The organism is Saccharopolyspora sp. NPDC000359 (genome assembly GCF_040300525.1).
Classification (GTDB): Bacteria; Actinomycetota; Actinomycetes; order Mycobacteriales; family Pseudonocardiaceae; genus Saccharopolyspora.
In genome coordinates, this window is the sequence record NZ_JBEPDU010000019.1 from 38306 (window position 1) to 54558 (window position 16253).

The following is a 16253-nucleotide window of genomic DNA, read 5'->3' on the forward strand; positions in this document are numbered from 1 at the left end:
TGAACGGGCCCGGTGCGCCACAAGCGCACCGGGCCCGTTCCTGTTTGAGGGCAGAAGTTCCGGCGGCCCCTAGGCCAGTTCCGCACCACGGCGCTCGGGGATGGCGAACATCGCGGCGAAGGCCAGGAGGTAGATCGCCGACAGCAGGGCCAAGGCGAACGGGAAGCCCTGCGCGGAGGCGACCAGCGCGATCACCACCGGGGCGAACCCGCCCAGCCCGCGGCCGATGTTGAACAGCACGTTCTGCGCCGTGGCCCGCGCTTCCGTCGGGTAGAGCTCGGCCATCAGCGCGCCGTAGCCACCGATCATGCCGTTGGCGAACGCGCCCATCACCGCACCACCGACCAGCAGCGCCGCCGGTGTGGACAGCTGGCTGTAGACCAGCACCGAGGCCGCCGCGCCCAGCTGGAAGGTCCAGAACGTCCGGCGGCGGCCGATCTGGTCCGCGAGGTGCCCGAACGCCACGGCGCCGACGAGCATGCCCACCACCGTCACCGCGGTCCACAGCGAGGACTTGGTCAGGCTGTAGCCGAACTGCTCGGACAGGTAGGTCGGCAGCCAGGTCATGATCCCGAAGTAGCCGAAGTTCTGCACCGTGGTCAGCACGACCAGCGCGAGGCTGGTCCGCACCGTCCGGGCATCGGCCAGCAGCAGCCGCACCGGGCTCGGGCGCGGCGCCGGATCAGCGTTGCCCGCCAGGAACTTCGGCGACTCGCGCAGGCGCTTGCGCAGCACGACCGCGAAGACCGCCGGGAGCGCGCCGACGACGAACAGCCCCCGCCAGCCGAACGCACCGATGACCCACGGCGACACCAGGGCCGCGGCGAGCACGCCGAGCTGGAAGCCGACGCCCACCCAGGACGTCGCCCGGGCCCGCAGCCGCGCGGGCACGGCCTCTGCCGCCAGCGTCATGCCGATGCCGAACTCCCCGCCGATCCCGACACCGGCGGCGAACCGGTAGGCCGCGAGGTCGGCGAACCCGACCGCGAGCGCGGACAGCCCGGTGAACACGGCGAACACCAGCACCGACCAGGTCAGCACCCGGACCCGGCCGAAGCGGTCGCTGAGCACCCCGAACGCGAAACCACCGGTCACCGCGCCGAGCAGGGTGATCGTCGTCAGCGAACCGGCCTGCGGGTCGGACAGCTGCAGGTCAGCGGTGATGCCGCCGAGCGCGAAGCTGAGGATCAGCAGGTCGAACCCGTCGAGGGCGTAGCCGACCGACGAGGCGAACACCGCTCTGCGCCCGTACTCCCCCAGCGGCTCGGCCACGGCCGCGCGTTGTCGTTCAGCGGTCATCACTTCTCCTGGACGGCGACGAAGGTCACCGGGTGCTCCCGGGACCTCGCCGCACGCGCGGCGGACCGGCCGGGACCACCGCTGTTCCCGGCCATCACCCGCGGACACCGAGCAGCGCCCCGGCTCGGGCTCGCGGCACGCTCACCCCCGGCTCCGGAGAACTCTACGACAACGCCCACCGTGGCTGGCTCGACACGATTCGCGACCGCGCGGGTCCCCGGTGCTGGCACTGGGAACCCGCGCGGCTGCGGGACTACAGCGCGTTCGCCAGGCGGTTCGCCAACAGGCGGCTGAAGCGGGCCGGGTCGGCGAGCTCACCGCCCTCGGCGAGGAAGGCCATGCCGTGCAGCAGTTCGACCACTTCGGACAGCCCGGCGTCGTCGCCCTTGTCCGCGTGCGCCTCGCGCAGTCCCGCCACCAGCGGGTGGGCCGGGTTGAGCTCGAGGATCCGCTTGGTGCGCGGCACCTCGTGGCCCATGGCGCGGTAGATCTTCTCCATCGTGGGGGTCAGGTCCGCGGACTCGCCCACCAGGCAGGCCGGGGAGGTGGTCAGCCGCGAGGTCAGCCGCACCTGCCGGACCTCCTCACCCAGCTTCTCCGACATCCACGCCAGCAGCGCGGCGTAGTCCTCCTGCTGCTGGTCCCGCTCGGTCTCGTCGGTCCCGCCGTCCTCGTCCGCGTCGAGGTCGACCTCGCCCTTGGCGATGGACTGCAGCGGCTTGCCGTCGAACTCCGGCACCGCGTCGACCCACATCTCGTCGATGGGGTCGGTGAGCACGAGCACCTCGTAGCCCTTGGCCCGGAACGCCTCCATGTGCGGCGAGCTCTCCACGACCTGCCGGGAAGCTCCGGTCAGGTAGTAGATGTGGCGCTGACCGTCCTTCATCCGCGCCACGTACTCCCGCAGGGTGGTCAGCTGCTCCGGGTCGTGGGTGGAGGCGAAGGAGACGACGTCCAGCAGCGCCTCGCGGTTCTCCGGGTCGCTGAGCAGGCCCTCCTTGACCGCCTGGCCGAACTCGGTCCAGAAGGTCCGGTAGCGCTCGGCGTCACTGGTCAGCATGTCCTTGACCGCCGAGAGCACCTTCTTGGTCAGTCGGCGGCGCATCAGGCTGATCTGGCGGTCCTGCTGCAGGATCTCCCGCGACACGTTCAGCGACAGGTCCTGGGCGTCCACGACGCCCTTGACGAACCGGAGGTACTCGGGCAGCAGCGCCTCGCAGTCGTCCATGATGAACACGCGCTTGACGTAGAGGTGCACGCCGCGGGTGCGCTCGCGCGCGAACAGGTCGGCCGGGGCGTGCGACGGGAGGAACAGCAGCGCCTGGTACTCGAAGGTGCCCTCCGCCTTGACCTGGACGGTCTCCAGCGGGTCGCGCCAGTCGTGGCTGAGGTGCTTGTAGAACTCCCGGTACTCGTCCTCGCCGACCTCGTCCTTGCTGCGGGCCCACAACGCCTTCATCGAGTTGAGGGTCTGGACCTCGCGCCGGGCCTCGCCGGAGGCGTCCCGGGCCTCCACCTCCATCCGGATCGGCCAGGTGATGAAGTCGGAGTAGCGCTGGACGATCTGGCGGATCTTCCACTCGTCGGTGTAGTCGAAGAGGTGGTCCTCGGCGTCCTCGGGCTTGAGGTGCAGGGTGACGGAGGTGCCCTGCGGGGCCTCGTCCACGGTCTCGACGGTGTAGGTCCCCGCCCCGGCCGAGCTCCACCGGGTCGCGGTGGGCTCCCCGGCGCGCCGGGTCACCAGCGTCACCTCGTCGGCGACCATGAAGCTGGAGTAGAAGCCGACGCCGAACTGCCCGATGAGCTCGTTGGCCGCCGCGTCGCTGGACTCCTTGAGCTTGCGCAGCAGCTCACCGGTGCCCGACTTCGCGATGGTGCCGATCAGGCCCACCACGTCCTCGCGGGACATGCCGATTCCGTTGTCCCGCACGGTGAGCGTGCGCTGCTCGCGGTCGACCTCGATCGCGATGTGCAGATCGGAGGTGTCCACCTCGAGGTCCTTGTCCCGGAACGCCTCCAGCCGGAGCTTGTCCAGCGCGTCCGAGGCGTTGGCGATCAACTCGCGCAGGAAGACGTCCTTGTTCGAGTAGATCGAATGCACCATCAACTGCAGGAGCTGCTGCGCCTCGGCCTGGAACTCGAGGGTTTCGGCCTGCGTACTCACTTGAGCTGCTTCCCCTTTCCCTTCGGGCCCTGCGGGCGCGGGCCGGACCGCAGGGGCGCCCGCGCACCACGACAATTATGTCCAGCGCGCGCAGGCACCCCTGCGGGAACCGGGGCAGAAGCTGTTACCGGTCCGGATCTCCCCAGGTGACGGGCAGTTCGTGGACGCCATAGATGTTCATGTCGGTCCGCAGCCGGACATCGCGGGCCGGGACGGCCAGCCGCAGGGTCGGGAAGCGGCGCAGCAGTCCCCGGAATCCGGCCCGCATCTCGATGCGGGCCAGCTGCTGGCCGAGGCACTGGTGCACGCCGTGGCCGAAGGCCATGTGACCGCGGGCCCCGCGGTGCACGTCGAGGGTGCCGGGTTCCGCGAAGCGCTCGGGGTCGTGGTTGGCGGCCAGCAGCGAGACGACGACCGTCGTCCCCTCGCGGATCTTCTCCCCGCAGAGCTCGATGTCCTCCGTGGCGTAGCGGAGCAGGACGTCGACGACGGACAGGTGGCGCAGGAACTCCTCGACCGCGTCGGTCAGCAGGTCCGGGTCGGCGCGCAGTTCCGCCAGCTGCTCGGGGTTCTCCAGCAGCGCGAAGGTGCCCAGGCCCAGCATGTTGGCGGTGGTCTCGTGGCCCGCGAGCAGCAGCAGGAAGGCGAGGCCGACCAGTTCCTCGACGGCGAGGTCCTCGTCGCGGGCCAGGTCGGACAGGATGTCCTCGCCGGGCTCGGCGCGCTTGCCGGTGACCAGTTCGGCGAGGTAGCTGGACATCGCGGTGAAGGCGGCCACCTTCTCCTCGTCCGGGATGTCCCGGCGCAGGACCTGGCTCGAGTTGGTCTGGAAGGTGTCCCGGTCGGCGTAGGGCACGCCGAGCATCTCGCAGATCACCAGCGAGGGCACCGGCAGCGCGAACTGCTCGACCAGGTCGACCGGCGGGGTGCGCCGCTCGAGCTGGTCCAGCTGCCGCTCGGTGATCTCCACGATGTGCGCTTCGAGCTGCTTCATCCGCTTGACGGTGAAGGCGCCGGTGAGCTTGCGCCGCAGCCGGGTGTGGTCCGGCGGGTCCATCGCGATGAACAGGCCGGGCTCCGGCGCGGCCGGCTCGGTGAAGATCGGCATCCCCGGCACCTCGTAGGGCAGGTGGAGGCCCCCGAGGTCCCGGCGCGAGCTGAACCGGGTGTCGGCCATGACCTGGCGGACCACGTCGTAGCCGGTGACCAGCCAGCCCTCGTGCCCGTCGGGGAAGACCATCGGGCTGACCGGGCGGGCCGCGCGCAACCGGGAGATCCGGCGGGGCGGGTCGAACGGGCCCGCATCGCGCTCCGTGGGCAGGCCGTGCGGGACGGGGACGGCTTGAGTCGTCGAACTTCCCTTCGTGGTGCGTGCAGCGCCCACCGTCACCGACGGCGCTGTCACCCCACTGACACGGCGCTGACACACCACGTGCGCGCAGCACCAGCGGCCAGCCGGTTGTTGCAGCGAGGCCCTCGCGAACGGTCCTGCCCTGCAGGCCTTGGAGCTCGCGGGCAGCGCAGTGCTCAACGCGGTGGTCGCCCGGCCCGACCGGCTGCGGCTCGCTGCGGCGGAGGACAGGTGCGACGCGGAGACCGGCCTCGGTGGCCAAGCGTGCCTGGTCGCGGAGCTGATCGACCTGGTGGCCGAGCACCCGCCGCGGAAACGGCTCGTCGCCGCGCTCAAGCGCGCCTCGTCACGCCCGGTCGCGACTCCGAGGCGCTGCCTGGCACTCGGGCACCTGGTCGGCACGTCGTGCGGGACCGCCTCAGCCACGCCCGGTGCGCCGAGGCCCGGCGCGGACTGGTCGCAGCCGCGCTCTCCCGCTGAGCGTCAGTCCAGGTGGGGGCGGCGGCAGACGTAGATGCGGGCCGGCGGGACGTTGCGCCACACCGTGTGCGAGGTCAAAACCTCGTCGAAGGTCAGGTCCAGGCGGCGGCGGAACTGGCGGGCGCCGGTCATGCCCAGCGCGTGCACGTAGGCGAAGGTGGTGAACGCGCCACCGGGCGCGAGGACGCTGCCGACCTGGCGCAGGATGTCGCGCTGCAGCGTCGCCGGGAAGATCGACCACGGCAGGCCGCTGACCACCGCGTCCACCTCGCTGACACCGATCTCGGCGAGCAGCTCGCCGAGCCGGGCCGCGTCACCCTGGACGACCTCCAGCCACGGCAGCTCGGCGCGCAGGTACTCGACCATGCCGCCGTCCAGCTCGATGGCCACCTGGCGGCCACCCGCCGGGAGCCGCTCGGCGATCGCGCCGCTGATCGCCCCGGTGCCCGGGCCGAGCTCCACCACCACCGGTGCGCCCGAGCTCGGCACCACGGAGGCCATCTCCCGGGCCAGGCTGGGGGAACTCGGCGCGACCGCGCCGACCAGGTTGGGCTTGCGGACCGCGCGCTCGAAGAAGGCGCGGTAGTTGGCCAACGTCGATCCGGCACCGGACCTGAGCGGTGCGGCAACGCCGCGCTGCCGACCGCGGGTCTGTTCGGCAGGAGTCACGTGGAGCCCTTCCCGGGGTAGGTGGTTCGGCATGGCTCGGGCCACCCTATCGGGCTCCGCGGAACCGCGGACGACCATGTGCCGCACCACATGCCGAACACCGCGACTACCGACCGCGTCCAGGCAATTACCGAACGAATGGATCCGCCCCAGGAAAAGGGGATCAGGACGTGTCGAATGGCGGAGTGAATTCCGCGGGAATTGTGTAACGAAAACCGGCGGGTCGGCGATGGAGACCAAATGCGCCGACCGCCGGTCGAAGGGGTACGGGCTCGGGCGGAACCAGCTGCCGAGCCCGCGCGCGCGTCCGCTCAGGCGATGCGCTCGACCACCGGGCCGACCGGATCGACCGCCTGGTCAGGGGTGCCGGGCTGGGACCGGTTCACCCACTTGACCATCGCTCCAGCCACCGCCAGCAGAACAACCGCCTCAGCCACCAGGGCCACCCACACCGTTGCCACTTCTTGCCTCCCTTCTGCGAACCTCCCCGTCTTCCGCACGCGCGCGCAAGAGCGCCCGACCGCAACAGCGGGCAGGACGAACGGAAGAAGGTTTGGGGAACCGTGCTTGCAACAACAATCGTAGGCCCCTGTTTCGGTCGAATTAAAGGGACCCCGGGGTGTCTTGCGTCTCCCCCTCTTGGCCGTATCCGGGCAATGGCGCGACCGGTGGCGCAGACCACTTCGGGGCGGGGAAGAAACCGGCTCCTCGGATGTTCTGCTGGGTGTGCAGCTCATCGACGTCGTGGTGGTCGGGGCCGGGCAGGCCGGGCTGACCGCCGCCCACCACCTGCAGCGGACCGGGGTCGACCACGTCCTGCTGGACCGCGGTGCCGGTCCGGGCGGCGCGTGGCGGAACCGGTGGCCGTCGCTGCGCCTCGGCGGCGTGCACGGCATCCACGCGCTCCCGGGCAGCGCGGTGGCCGAGTCCGACGGCGCGCGCCCGGCGTCCGAGGTCGTCCCGGAGTACTTCGGACGCTACGAAAGGGACCTCGCGCTGCCGGTGCTGCGCCCGGTGCGGGTCGACGCGGTTCGCGACGGCGGCGAACGGCTGCTGGTGGAGACCTCGGCGGGCACGTGGGCAGCGCGAGCCGTGATCAACGCGACCGGCACCTGGGACAACCCGTTCTGGCCGCACTACCCCGGTCAGCGCGAGTTCACCGGGCGCCAGCTGCACACCGCGGACTACCGCGGCGCGGCGGAGTTCCGCGGGCAGCACGTCGTCGTGGTCGGCGGCGGCATCTCGGCGGTCGAGCACCTGCTGGAGATCTCCGAGCTCGCCAGCACCACGTGGGTGACGCGCCGTCCACCGCGGTTCACCGGCGCGGCGTTCACCCCGGAGGACGGGCGCGCCGCCGTCGCCGAGGTCGAGCGCCGGGTCCGGGAGGGCTTGCCGCCCGGCAGCGTGGTCAGCGCCACCGGGCTGCCCAACAGCCCCGCGGTGGTCGCCGCGCGCGAGCGCGGGGTGCTCGATCGGTTGCCGATGTTCCAGCGGATCACCGCCGACGGGGTCGCCTGGGCGGACGGCCGCGCCCAGCGCGCCGACGTGATCCTGTGGGCTACCGGGTTCCGGCCCGCCATCGCGCACCTCGCCCCGCTGAACCTGCGCGCGCCGGGTGGCGGCATCCAGCTGGACGGCACCCGCGCGGTCGCCGAGCCCCGGCTGCACCTGGTCGGGTACGGGCCCTCGGCGAGCACCATCGGCGCCAACCGCGCCGGGCGGGCCGCCGCTCACGAGGTGCGCGCTCTGCTGCGCGAGCGGGATCAAGAATGCCTTAAGTGACCCTGTCCAGGGACCAAATGCCCTGTGCGCCGCGCGTACCGGGCAGCAAGCTGCCCGTTGGCGACTCAACCGCGCCGAAGCGGCGCCATCTCCAGGAGAGGGGGAGGTGGCGCCGCTTCTTGCTCGCGTCAGGGTTTGCGGGCCACTCCCCCGGGCCCGGTGGTGAGCGGGGCGTCCACCCACTTCTCGCCGGGGTCGGGGTGCCAGTCGAGCAGGTCCACCAGGCCGGGTTCGACCAGCTCCAGGTCGCCGAACATCGCGGCGACCTCGGCGTTGGTGCGCAGGAAGAACCCACCGATGCGCTCGCTGTAGAGCGCGGAGGCCCGGACGCGAGCCTCCTCGACGCCGTCGCTGCCCGCGTGCGAGATCGCCACGTAGCTGCCGGGGCACAACCGGTCGGCGTAGCGTGCCACGATGCCCGCCGGGTCATCGCTGTCGGGCACGAAGTGCAGGACGGCGAAGAACAGCACCGCGACCGGCTGGTCGAAGTCCAGCGTGGACTGGACGCGCACGTCGCCGAGCACTTCGTCGACGTCCCGGAAGTCGGCGCGGATCGCTACCGCCCCGTCGTTGCCACGCAGGATCGCCTGGCTGTGCGCGACGGCGACCAGGTCGTTGTCGACGTAGACGACCCGGCAACGCGGGTCGACCCGCTGGGCGATCTCGTGCACGTTGCCCACCGTCGGGATGCCCGAGCCCAGGTCCAGGAACTGGCGCACCCCGAGCTCGGCGAGGTGCTGCACCGCCCGGCGCAGGAACGAGCGGTTGGCCCGCAGCACGGCGGGCAGCGTCGGCATCATCTCCGCGGCCCGCTCGGCCAGGTCCCGGTCCACCTGGAAGTTGTGCGAACCCCCCAGGTGCACGTCGTAGACCCGGGCCGAGCTGGGCCGCCGGACGTCCACGCCCTTCGCCCACCACGCCTGCGCCTCCACCCGGCACCTCCGATCTCGTCGACGTGGTCCACTGCACCGGATCGGCGCCGGGAGCGCAAGACCCCGGTAGGTCACCGCTCCACCAGGGACAGCGCCTGCGACGGGCACACCGACACCGCTTCGCGCACCGCCGCCACCCCGTCCTGGTCCACTTCGGCCGCCAGCACCAGCACCCGGCCGTCCTCGTCGTCCTGGTCGAACCGCGCCGGGGCGGTGAGCACGCACTGCCCGGCCCCGACGCAGCGGTCCAGGTCCGCGATCACGCGCACGCCCGCTCCTCCCCCCAGGTGACCGGCAGCTCGTACAGCCCGAAGACGGTGGCCTCGGACTTCACCGGCACCTCGTCGACCGGGATGGCCAGCCGCAGGTCCGGCAGCCGCCGGAACAGGGTGTCGAAGACGACCTGCAGCTCCATCCGCGCCAGGTTCTGCCCGAGGCACTGGTGCGGGCCGAACCCGAAGGCCACGTGGTGGCGGGCCCCGCGGTCGACGTCGAGCTCGTCGGGCCGGTCGAAGGCCCCCGGGTCGCGGTTGGCCGCGGACACCAGGGCGATCACGCCCTCCCCCTCCCGGACCAGGACCCCGCCGATCTCCACGTCCTCCCGCGCGACCCGCGAGGTCGCGCCCTCGACGATGCTGAAGTAGCGCAGCAGCTCCTCGACCGCGGGCAGCGTCCTGGCCGGGTCGGCGACGATCGCCGCCCGCTGCTCGGGGTGCTCCAGCAGCGCGAGGGTGCCCAGCGAGATCATGTTCGCGGTCGTCTCGTGCCCGGCCACCAGCAGCAGGAACGCCGCGCTGACCAGCGCCGGGTGGTCGATCCCGCCGGAATCGAGCTGCTTGCGGGCCAGCCGCCCGAGCAGGTCGTCGGGCAGTTCGCGCTCCTTGGCCGCCACTAGGTCGTCCAGGTAGGACCGCAGTTCCCGGACCGCGCGGATGCGCTCCTCGAACGGCGTGGAGCGGTGCACCAGCCGCGAACTGCGCTGCTGGAAGAACTCGTGGTCGTCGTAGGGCACGCCGAGCAGCTCGCAGATCACCAGCGACGGCACCGGCAGCGACAGCGCCGCCACCAGGTCGACCGGGCGGGGTCCGGCGAGCACCGCGTCGACGCACTCGTCGACGATCTGCTGGATCCGCGGCCGCAGCGCCTCGATGCGCCGCACCGTGAACTCGCCGAGCACCGCGCGGCGGGCCTCGGCGTGGTGCGGCGGGTCCATCCCGATCATCGACGGCGGCAGGTCCCCGAAGACGTTCTGCTGGTTGGCGGTGAAGCGCGGGAACCCGGGGCGGCGGCGGTCCGAGCTCAGCCGGGTGTCACCGAGCACCTGGCGGACCAGGTCGTGCCGGGTGACCAGCCAGGCGGAGTTGCCCCCGAGCATCGAGACCTTCGTGACCGGCTCCTCGGTGCGCAGCCGGGCGTACTCCGGGTCGACGGTGAAGGGGCAGGTCCGGGGCTTGGGGTAGGTGGTGGATGAGCTGGCGGTCGGTTCGGCCATCGTGTCTCCCTGGTCACCGAGCGAACAAGTGGACGGATACCCTCCATTTGTAGCGCAAGCGGAAGGATATCGTCCAGTTCTTCCCGGGTGCGGCCATGCGACAATCCGCCCGCAAAGCCAGCGGGCAGCACGAGCGAGGACCATGAGCACCGACACCACGCCGCCACTGAGGGCCGACGCGCGCCGCAACCGCGACCGGATCATCGCCGCCGCGCGCGCGGTGTTCGCCGAGCAGGGCCCCGAGGTGCCGATGGAGGAGATCGCGCGGGCCGCCGGGGTCGGCACCGGCACCCTCTACCGCCGCTTCCCGGACCGCGACTCGCTGATCCGGGCGGTCGGCCAGGACGTCTTCGGCCGGGTGCTCGTCGAGGCCCGCGCGATCGCCGAGCGGGAGACCGACCCGTGGCGCGCGCTGACGGAGTTCCTGCTCACCGCCTCGGACATGCACACCGTGCTGCGGCTGGCGGTGCACTCCCCGCGCGCCCGCGCGGTCCTGGGCACCGACCCGGAACTGGCCCAGGTGCGCGGTCAGATGCTGACCATCCTGGACTCGATGGTGCGGGACGCCCAGGAAGCGGGCGCGCTGCGCCCGGACGTCGGCAGCGGCGACGTCGCCCTGCTGCTCGCCAGCGTGCTGCACGGCGTCCGCAACGTCCCCGAGGACGTCCGCCGCGACGCCCCGGCCCGCTACCTGACCCTGGTCCTCGACGGGTTGCGCGCCAGCCCCGGCTCCACGCTGCCGGGGCGTCCGGTGACCGGTGCGGACATCTCGATGGCGCGGGTCTACCCCGCGGAGTGATCCCGCTGGCCCGGCACCAGCAGCCGCAGCAGGTGGTAGCCGACCAGCGTCACCAGGGTGCCCAGCGCGATGCCGTTGAGACTGAACTGCGGGGTGATCTGCAACGACACGCCCCCGATGCCCATCACCAGCCCGGCGGCCAGCGGCAGCAGGTTGACCGGGTTGCCGAAGTCGACCCTGTTCTCCACCCAGATCTTGGCGCCCAGCAGGCCGATCATGCCGTAGAGCACCACGGTGATGCCGCCGAGCACCCCGCCCGGGGTCGCCGCGATCACCGCACCGAACTTCGGGCACAGCCCGAACAGGACCGCCACCACGGCCGCCACCCAGTACGCCGCGGTGGAGTACACCCGGGTGGCCGCCATGACGCCGATGTTCTCCGCGTAGGTGGTGGTGGGCGGGCCGCCGACGGCGGTGGACAGGGTGCTGGCGAACCCGTCGGCGAAGATCGCGCGGCCCATGCTGCCGTCCAGCTTCGCCCCGGTCATCTCCTCGACCGCCTTGACGTGCCCGGCGTTCTCCGCGATCAGCGCGATCACCACGGGCAGCACGACGACGACGGCGGCCAGGTCGAAGCTCGGTGCGTGCAGCGTCGGCAGCCCGAACCAGGGCGCGTCCGCGACCGCGCTGAGGTCCAGCCGCGGGTGGGTGCTCACCACCCCGCTGGCGTCCGGCGCGGTGATCGGCCCGAAGACCCGGTCGAACAGCCAGGACAGCGCGTAGCCGACGACCAGCCCGATGAACACCGCGATGCGCGACCAGAACCCGCGCAGCAGGGCGCTGCAGCCGAGCACCAGCAGCATCGTGATCAACGCGACCCACTGGTCCTGCGGCCAGTAGGTGGAGGCCACCACCGGGGCCAGGTTGAAGCCGATCAGCATCACCACGGCGCCCGAGACGGCGGGCGGCAGCAGCCGGTTCACCACCTGCGCGCCGACGAAGTGGATCAGCAGTCCGACGGCCGAGAGCACCAGCGCGCACACCAGCAGCGCGCCGGTGACCACCGAGCTGTCCCCGCCCCCGGCGCGGATCACCGCCACCACGCCCACGAAGGAGGCGCTGCTGCCCAGGTAGCTGGGGATCTTGCCCTGCACGATCAACAGGAACAGGATGGTGGCCACCCCGGAGACCATGATCGCCAGGTTGGGGTCCAGGCCCATCAGCACCGGGAACACGAACGTCGCCCCGAACATCGCGACCACGTGCTGGGCGCCCAGCCCGACGGTGCGCCCCCAGGACAACCGCTCGTCGGGGGCCACCGACTCCCCGGGCCGCGGGGTGCTGCCGTCGCCGTGCAACCGCCAGCCGATGCCGAGCTTGGCGCCGAGTCCCTGCCGCATGGCGTGCCTTCCTGCTCCACCCGCCGCGCGGGCCCGTGATGTCGCGCGGAACTCTACAAAGCACGTGCGGTGTGATCAGCAGCGCCACCGCGATGTGACCGGCTGTGCTCCACCGGTCGCTGACCGCGGTGTGGACGCTCAGCCCAGGGCCGGGATGACCTGCTCGCCGTAGCTGTCCACAGTGGTGTCGATGGCGTCGTGCATGGCGTAGACGGCGAACTGGTCCACCCCCACGTCGCGGAGCTCCCGCAGCTTGGCCACGTGCCGCTCGGGCGGCCCCAGCACGCAGAACCGGTCCACGATCTCGTCGGGAACGAAGTCGGTGCTGCGGTTGCCCGCCCGGCCGTGGTGGGCGTAGTCGTAGCCCGCCCGCTCCTTGATGTAGTCGGTCAGCTCGGTGGGCACCGCCGCCGCGGCGCCGCCGTAGCGGGCGACCAGGTCGGCCACGTGGTTGCCGACCATGCCGCCGAACCAGCGGCACTGCTCGCGGGCGTGCGCGAGGTCCTCCCCGACGTAGGCCGGGGCGGCCACGCACACGGTGATCGACGCCGGGTCGCGCCCCGCGTCGCGCGCGGCCTGCCGGACGTGGTCGACCATCCAGCGCGTCAGGTACGGGTCGGCCAGCTGCAGGATGAACCCGTCGGCCTGCCGCCCGACCAGCTCCAGCGCCTTGGGGCCGTAGGCGCCCATCCAGATCGGCAGGTGCCCGTCGCGCACCCACGGCAGCCGCACCGGGGTGCCGTGCAGCTGGACCTCGCGGCCCTCGGCGAGCTCCTTGATCACGTGCATGGCCTGCTCCAGGGTGGCCAGCGTGGTCGGGTGCCCGCCGGTCACCCGCACCGCCGAGTCGCCGCGGCCGATGCCGCACACCGTGCGCGGCCCGAACATGTCGTTGAGCGTGGCGAACGTCGACGCGGTGACGGTCCAGTCCCGGGTCACCGGGTTGGTGACCATCGTGCCGACCCGCAGCCGCTCGGTGGCGGCCAGGACCTGGCTGTGCACCACGAACGGCTCCTGCCACAGCACGCAGGAGTCGAACGTCCACCCGTGGCTGAAGCCGAGCTGCTCGGCCCGCCGCATCCGCTCCACCACCGACCAGGCAGGCGGATCGGTCTGCAGCACCAACCCGAAGTCCATCTCGTGCTCCTTCCTCCGAATGCGGTGGTCGTCCTGCGTGGCGGTGCCGGCGGCGCCGAACCTCGGTGTCCGCCTGGGCTCCGAGTGCCCTTGCTCCTGCATGCCCAGCTCAGATCAGGTACTGGCAGGTGTCGCGGGGGAGGAAGCGGCCGTGCCCGGCGCGGCCGAGGTACTCGCCGTCGTCGACGACGACCCGGCCGCGGGAGAGCACCGTGCGGACCGCACCGGTGACCTGCTTGCCCTCGTAGGCGTTGTAGTCGACGTTCATGTGGTGGGTCCGCGCGGAGAGGACCTGCTCGCGGTTCGGGTCGTAGATCACGACATCGGCGTCCGCACCCGGCGCGATGGTGCCCTTGCGGGGGTGCAGGCCGAACATCCGCGCCGGGGTGGTGCAGGCCAGCTCGACCCAGCGGCGGCGGCTGATGTGGCCCTCCACCACCGCCTGGTGCAGCAGGTCGACCCGGTTCTCCACGCCTGGGATGCCGTTGGGGATCTTGGAGAAGTCCCCGCGGCCCAGCTCCTTCTGGTCGGCGAAGCAGAACGGGCAGTGGTCGGTGGAGACCACCGACAGGTCGTTGGTGCGCAGCGCCCGCCACAGGTCGGCCTGGTGCTCGGCGGGGCGCAACGGCGTCGAGCAGACGAACTTCGCGCCCTCGAACTCCGGCCGGTCCAGGTCGTCGAGGCTGAGGAAGAGGTACTGCGGGCAGGTCTCGCCGAAGACGTTGAGCCCGAGGTCCCGCGCCCGGGTGATCTCCGCGACCGCTTCGGCGGCCGAGACGTGCACGACGTAGAGCGGTGCACCGGCCACCCGGGACAGCTGGATCGCGCGGTGGGTCGCCTCGGCCTCCAGCAGCGGGTGCCGCACCCGCCCGTGGTTCCCCGGGTCGGTGCGCCCCTCCGCCAGCGCCTGCTGCACCAGCACGTCGATCGCGATGCCGTTCTCGGCGTGCATCATCGTCAGCGCGCCGTTGTCGGCGGCCTGCTGCATGGCGCGCAGGATCTGCCCGTCGTCGCTGTAGAACACGCCCGGGTAGGCCATGAACATCTTGAAGCTGGTGATCCCCTCGGCGACCAGCGCGTCCACCTCCTTGAGCGCGGCGTCGCCGACGTCGGAGAGGATCATGTGGAAGCCGTAGTCGATGGCGCACCGGCCGTCGGCCTTGGCGTGCCAGGCGTCGAGCCCCTCGCGTGGCGAGCCGCCCACCGGCTGGATCGCGAAGTCCACGATCGTGGTGGTGCCGCCCCACGCCGCCGCCCGGGTCCCGGTCTCGAAGGTGTCCGAGGCGAAGGTCCCGCCGAAGGGCATCTGCATGTGGGTGTGCCCGTCCACCCCGCCCGGGATCACGTAGTGGCCCTCGGCGTCGAGCACGGTGTCCGCGGCTGCCACCCACTGCTCGGCGACCTCGGGGGCGGCCACCGCGGCGATCCGCTCCCCCTCGACGAGCACGTCCGCGCGGACCTCCTCGGTCGCGGTGATCACCAGGCCACCGCGGATGACCGTCCGGCTCATCGCTGCCCCGCCTCCTTCAGTGCCGCCAGCAGGATCTGGGCGCCTTCGCGCGCCTCCGCCTCGGTCAGGCTCAGCGGCGGCGCGATGCGCAGCACGTTGCCGTCCAGGCCGCCCTTGCCGATCAGCAGGCCGCGGCGCCGGGTCTCCTCCAGCACTTCGGTGGCCAGCTCCGGGGCGGCGGCACCCCCGGGGCGCACGAGCTCGACGCCAATCATCAGCCCCTTGCCGCGCACGTCGACCACCGCGGGGATCCGGCCCACCGCGGCGTCGAGCTGCTCCCGCAGGACCGCCCCGACGCGCGCGGCGTTGCCCTGGAGGTCGTGGGCGATGAGGTGGTCGAGGTTGGCCAGCGCCCCGGCCGCGGTGATCGGGCTGCCGCCGAAGGTGGAGATCGAGTTGGCCCGGACGCTGTTCATCACCTCGGCGCGCGCGATCACCCCGCCGATCGACAGGCCGTTGCCGATGCCCTTGGCGAAGGTGACGATGTCCGGCGCGCCGCGGTCGTCGTGCGCCTGCCAGCCCCAGAAGTGCTCGCCGGTGCGGCCCCAGCCGGTCTGCACCTCGTCGCTGATCCACAGGATGCCGTGCCGGTCGAGCACCTCCTTGAACCGCGCGAACAACCCGTCGGGCGGTACCGCGAACCCGCCGACGCCCTGGATGGGCTCGGCGATCAGGCACGCGACGGTGCCGTGCAGCTGGTCGAGCACGTCCTCCAGGTCGGCCACGCAGGCGTCGGTGAACTCCGCGTCGGGCAGGTCGGCCAGCGGCGTGCCGCGTCGGCGGCTGCCGTGCACGTAGGCGGTCTGCACCGGGGACAGGCTCGTCGGCGACCAGCTGCGGTTGCCGGTCACGGCCAGCGCCGAGAACGAGCGGCCGTGGTAGCTGTTGCGCAGCGCCAGCACCTGGTTCGAGCCGCGGTGGGCGGTGGCCAGCAGCAGCGCGGTGTCGTTGGCCTCGGTGCCGCTGGTCGTGAAGAACACCCGCGGGTCGTCGATGCCGGAGAGCTCGGCGACCCGTTCGGCCAGCTCGACCATCGGCCGGTTGAGGTAGAGCGTCGAGGTGTGCAGGACCTTGCCCGCCTGCTCGCGGACCGCGGCGGTGACCTCCGGCAGCGCGTGCGCGGTCATCGTGGTGAGGATCCCGCCGAAGAAGTCCAGGTACCGGTTCCCCTCGGCGTCCTGGACGTGGCGGCCCTCGCCGCGCTCGACGTCGATGGGCTCGTCGTAGTACAGCGCCAGCCACTCGGGCAGCACGGCGCGGTGCCGCTTGGCCAGCTCGGCGTGCGTGCTCGTCATCTG

14 protein-coding genes and 1 pseudogene are annotated in these 16253 nt (G+C 72.0%); 3 read left to right on the forward strand and 12 right to left on the reverse strand.

Features of this window, described 5'->3' with window-relative positions; all coding sequences use genetic code 11:
- Positions 1–69 precede the first annotated feature (69 nt).
- From ABT324_RS14655 to ABT324_RS14665, 3 genes are all read right to left on the reverse strand, one after another.
- Positions 70–1299, reverse strand: a complete 1230-nt coding sequence (locus ABT324_RS14655; RefSeq protein WP_351176350.1) for an MFS transporter — start codon at positions 1297–1299, stop codon at positions 70–72.
- Positions 1300–1552: 253 nt separating this feature from the next.
- Positions 1553–3463, reverse strand: a complete 1911-nt coding sequence (gene htpG / locus ABT324_RS14660) for a molecular chaperone HtpG (protein ID WP_351176352.1) — start codon at positions 3461–3463, stop codon at positions 1553–1555.
- Between the two features lie 124 nt (positions 3464–3587).
- On the reverse strand, positions 3588–4847 hold the full coding sequence (locus ABT324_RS14665) for a cytochrome P450 (RefSeq protein ID WP_351176354.1): 1260 nt from the start codon (positions 4845–4847) through the stop codon (positions 3588–3590).
- A gap of 70 nt (positions 4848–4917) precedes the next feature.
- Here ABT324_RS14665 and ABT324_RS14670 point away from each other — a divergent pair.
- A pseudogene (locus tag ABT324_RS14670) lies at positions 4918–5328 on the forward strand (BTAD domain-containing putative transcriptional regulator); the annotation flags it as partial.
- Here the strand turns inward: ABT324_RS14670 and ABT324_RS14675 are convergent.
- A complete protein-coding gene (locus ABT324_RS14675) occupies positions 5298–5963 on the reverse strand; it encodes a class I SAM-dependent methyltransferase (protein ID WP_351176358.1) in 666 nt (221 codons plus the stop codon). The pseudogene ABT324_RS14670 and the gene ABT324_RS14675 overlap by 31 nt on opposite strands.
- A gap of 311 nt (positions 5964–6274) precedes the next feature.
- A complete protein-coding gene (locus ABT324_RS14680; RefSeq protein ID WP_351176360.1) occupies positions 6275–6400 on the reverse strand; it encodes a hypothetical protein in 126 nt (41 codons plus the stop codon).
- Between the two features lie 280 nt (positions 6401–6680).
- Between ABT324_RS14680 and ABT324_RS14685 the strand changes: the two genes are divergently transcribed.
- Entirely contained in the window at positions 6681–7745 is a 1065-nt protein-coding gene (locus tag ABT324_RS14685) for an NAD(P)-binding domain-containing protein (RefSeq protein WP_502949741.1), read from the forward strand.
- 128 nt (positions 7746–7873) lie between these two features.
- Here ABT324_RS14685 and ABT324_RS14690 read toward each other — a convergent pair whose 3' ends face one another.
- The 3 genes from ABT324_RS14690 to ABT324_RS14700 all read right to left on the reverse strand — a co-directional run bounded on the left by ABT324_RS14690 (position 7874) and on the right by ABT324_RS14700 (position 10169).
- Positions 7874–8677 (reverse strand): SAM-dependent methyltransferase, encoded by an 804-nt coding sequence (locus ABT324_RS14690; RefSeq protein ID WP_351176363.1) that lies wholly within the window; start codon positions 8675–8677, stop codon positions 7874–7876.
- Between the two features lie 71 nt (positions 8678–8748).
- Entirely contained in the window at positions 8749–8946 is a 198-nt protein-coding gene (locus ABT324_RS14695) for a ferredoxin (protein WP_351176365.1), read from the reverse strand.
- Entirely contained in the window at positions 8937–10169 is a 1233-nt protein-coding gene (locus tag ABT324_RS14700) for a cytochrome P450 (protein ID WP_351176367.1), read from the reverse strand. The genes ABT324_RS14695 and ABT324_RS14700 overlap by 10 nt, the downstream gene beginning before the upstream one ends.
- Positions 10170–10311: 142 nt before the next feature.
- Between ABT324_RS14700 and ABT324_RS14705 the strand changes: the two genes are divergently transcribed.
- The gene (locus ABT324_RS14705) at positions 10312–10968 is read left to right on the forward strand and encodes a TetR/AcrR family transcriptional regulator (protein WP_351176369.1); all 657 of its coding nucleotides are present in this window, start codon (positions 10312–10314) and stop codon (positions 10966–10968) included.
- Here ABT324_RS14705 and ABT324_RS14710 read toward each other — a convergent pair.
- The 4 genes from ABT324_RS14710 to ABT324_RS14725 all read right to left on the reverse strand — a co-directional run bounded on the left by ABT324_RS14710 (position 10953) and on the right by ABT324_RS14725 (position 16250).
- Positions 10953–12308 (reverse strand): uracil-xanthine permease family protein, encoded by a 1356-nt coding sequence (locus ABT324_RS14710; protein ID WP_351176371.1) that lies wholly within the window; start codon positions 12306–12308, stop codon positions 10953–10955. The genes ABT324_RS14705 and ABT324_RS14710 overlap by 16 nt on opposite strands.
- Positions 12309–12446: 138 nt before the next feature.
- Positions 12447–13445, reverse strand: a complete 999-nt coding sequence (locus ABT324_RS14715; RefSeq protein WP_351176374.1) for a TIGR03842 family LLM class F420-dependent oxidoreductase — start codon at positions 13443–13445, stop codon at positions 12447–12449.
- 109 nt (positions 13446–13554) lie between these two features.
- Entirely contained in the window at positions 13555–14955 is a 1401-nt protein-coding gene (gene hydA / locus ABT324_RS14720; RefSeq protein ID WP_351176377.1) for a dihydropyrimidinase, read from the reverse strand.
- The gene (locus ABT324_RS14725; RefSeq protein ID WP_351176380.1) at positions 14952–16250 is read right to left on the reverse strand and encodes an aspartate aminotransferase family protein; all 1299 of its coding nucleotides are present in this window, start codon (positions 16248–16250) and stop codon (positions 14952–14954) included. Before ABT324_RS14725 ends, hydA begins: the two co-directional genes overlap by 4 nt.
- Positions 16251–16253: the final 3 nt, after the last annotated feature.